The sequence below is a fragment of the Shigella sp. FC1661 genome (assembly GCF_001712525.1).
GTDB classification, from domain to species: Bacteria; Pseudomonadota; Gammaproteobacteria; order Enterobacterales; family Enterobacteriaceae; genus Escherichia; species Escherichia coli.
The window spans coordinates 1-2,408 of record NZ_MDGW01000261.1; the positions used below are offsets into that span (position 1 = coordinate 1).

The 2,408-nt window shown below is 49.5% G+C and carries 3 protein-coding genes and 2 pseudogenes; 1 reads left to right on the top strand and 4 read right to left on the bottom strand.

The annotated features are described in order from the left end of the window. Positions 1-106: 106 nt before the first annotated feature. The 4 genes and pseudogenes from BFF42_RS26970 to BFF42_RS28600 all read right to left on the bottom strand — a co-directional run. The gene (locus BFF42_RS26970; RefSeq protein ID WP_237160981.1) at positions 107-727 is read right to left on the bottom strand and encodes a hypothetical protein; all 621 of its coding nucleotides are present in this window, start codon (positions 725-727) and stop codon (positions 107-109) included. A gap of 30 nt (positions 728-757) precedes the next feature. Then, positions 758-1,316 (bottom strand): annotated as a pseudogene (locus tag BFF42_RS26975) (phage tail protein); the annotation flags it as partial. Then, positions 1,303-1,893 carry a YmfQ family protein gene (locus tag BFF42_RS15100; RefSeq protein ID WP_000377820.1) on the bottom strand — a complete coding sequence of 197 codons (591 nt, stop codon included), beginning with the start codon at positions 1,891-1,893 and terminating at the stop codon, positions 1,303-1,305. The pseudogene BFF42_RS26975 and the gene BFF42_RS15100, both read right to left, overlap by 14 nt. A 29-nt stretch (positions 1,894-1,922) precedes the next feature. After that, positions 1,923-2,066 (bottom strand): annotated as a pseudogene (locus BFF42_RS28600) (hypothetical protein); the annotation flags it as partial. 66 nt (positions 2,067-2,132) lie between these two features. Here BFF42_RS28600 and BFF42_RS15105 point away from each other — a divergent pair. Further along, positions 2,133-2,408 (top strand): transposase (locus BFF42_RS15105; RefSeq protein WP_146628189.1); only part of this gene is annotated, 276 nt, incomplete at its 3' end.

Sequence of the window (2,408 nt, forward strand, 5' to 3'; positions counted from 1 at the left end):
GTGCGCTGGGTTATCGCTCGCCACGGGAATATCTGCGGCAGCGGGCTTGTAATGGGTTAAGTGATAACAGATGTCTGGAAATATAGGGGCAAATCCAGCAACATTGTTAAATACTCGCTACGTTATACCAGGTGCCATTAATCAGTTTTTGCAGCGGTCGGTAATACACACCGTTGACGTTATCCGCTGAGTTACGGCCGGTATCCGATATCGCTATCCCTGACAACCCGTGTCCCGAAGGTGAGCGAAACGTCCATGAAACGGTGTTGCTGCCAGGGTTGTAATACATTTCATAACCATACCGCACATCCTGTACCCCCTCAGTTCGATGTTTATAGCGGGCATCGAAGTTTCCGTAATTTAACGGAATTACCTGTCCGTTTACAGCGAATGTGATACTACCATCGGTATTTCTCTGGCTGTAGAAATGCCAGCCGGAATCATCACCAAGCTCTGCAACAACAGGCCTGGATGGATTACCCCACAAATAAAACGCTGCATTTTTCGTGGAGTTGTTGGCGCTGGATAACGTGAATTTTTTAGCATTTCCGGCCTGAATATTTTTTAACGCTATCGCCACACCATTCTGGAAACGAAATACATGCTGTCCATTCGCATAAACATCCAGAATGCCGTCGCCGTTTTGTTTTATACCTGTATCGTTATCCCCGAAAGCAATTGAATTCCCCCCCCAGGGCGTTCTGAACGCCGATACCCAGCGCACCATTGACCTGCGAACCACCGCCAACAGACACTTTATGCGACATGGATATTTCACCCGTCCGCAGATTAATGGTGAACGGGCGCAGGGGACCAATATCGCCATTTTCCCCCTGACCTTCACTGGTGGGAATAAGGTGCAGGCACTCTTCCGAACGACGAAAAATCAGGCCAAAAGCTTCGTTGAAAATCCTCAGCGCATTAACACCACGGATTTTCAGCTCTCCGGTCATGGTGTCGCCATCACGCTGAACGGCATTTTTTGCCTTATCCACCGTGGGTTTTAATCCGAGGTTTTCAACAGCCTCATCCCTGTCTTCCACATCCGAAAGGTTATTTTTTATCAGCAATGCCTCTTCGTTAATTGCACCGCCCACCAGCAATAATATAGCCTTATATAGCTGGTCGTGTTCTTCTTTATTCAGTTCTATCCCGGCCTTCTCAATGACACCACAGATTTCCTCCTGAATGGCATTCCACATGGCACTGTTCAGCCAGGTAGCAAGACGTCCTGTGCGAAGATTTCCGTCAGTAAATCCGTTCTTACCCGGACCAAACTTATCTTTTACCGCAGTCAGCGTATCAATCCTGTGCATCTTCATCCTCATCTGGATAGGAAAATAAAACGACGGTGTGTGACGGACATAATTTATTAATCACGCACTCCGCAACCGTATCCCCCCACGTCCGGATCGGTGTGTTGCAGGCGTCCGTGCATGTCTGCCACTGAGCACCGGCATCCACCGGCAACGTCACACGCCAGAAATAACGCCAGCGATCTCCCCATTCCGGATCGGGGCTTGCATCCAGGTGCTGGAACTGTTCGATCGTTACGCCGGTATATCCCAGCGCCTCAAGCTGATCCAGGAAGAACTGCTCATTTATGCCACCAGCCACATTGGCTTTTGCTTCAAGACGTTGCTGACGCTGGCGTAATGTCTGGGTTCCGACAGGGGAACAGGAATCAGGTAAACCATACAATTCTTCATAACGTTCAATCAGCTCTGTGGACTGACCGGGATCGATTTCAATCACCAGTTCATCAGCCCGCTGGTGAACACGCACAAGCGATGGTGCCAGACCGTCAAGTACACCGTCGGTATCTGACCATGCAGGCCCCGGCGGCATCAGTCCGTACAGCAGCTTTGTATAATCATCCTGTAACGAATCCATTATTTACTCCTTGCCGGGTCATAAGCCTGCTAGGTGATCTCGCCGAGCACCGGAAGCTCGGTCTCCCCTAGGTCAATATCCGATGAAGGGACGATTAACCGGTGGGCCACTTCACCAGCAGACAAACTGATGGCCTCACTGATTCTGGACAGATACATACGCCCCTCTGGCACACTGAGGTAGCCTGAGTTTAACGGACACTCCTTCCTGAAATAGAATGGCATCAGAAGGAGCTAATAATGAGCAGAAAAAACCAACGTTACTCTAAAGAGTTCAAAGCCGAAGCTGTCAGAACGGTTCTTGAAAATCAACTTTCGATCAGTGAAGGCGCTTCCCGATTATCCCTTCCTGAAGGCACTTTAGGACAATGGGTTACCGCCGCCAGAAAAGGGCTCGGTACTCCTGGTTCCCGCACGGTGGCTGAACTGGAATCTGAAATTCTGCAACTGCGTAAGGCGTTAAATGAAGCTCGCCTTGAGCGAGATATATTAAAAAAAGCAACAGCGTATTTTGCA

Bases quoted from the DNA above. Each gene is read 5' to 3' on its own strand.
- BFF42_RS26970 (WP_237160981.1), bottom strand. From the start codon at position 727: ATGGTGCGCTGGGTATCGGCGTTCAGAACGCCCTGGGGGGGGAATTCA.
- BFF42_RS15100 (WP_000377820.1), bottom strand. From the start codon at position 1,893: ATGGATTCGTTACAGGATGATTATACAAAGCTGCTGTACGGACTGATG.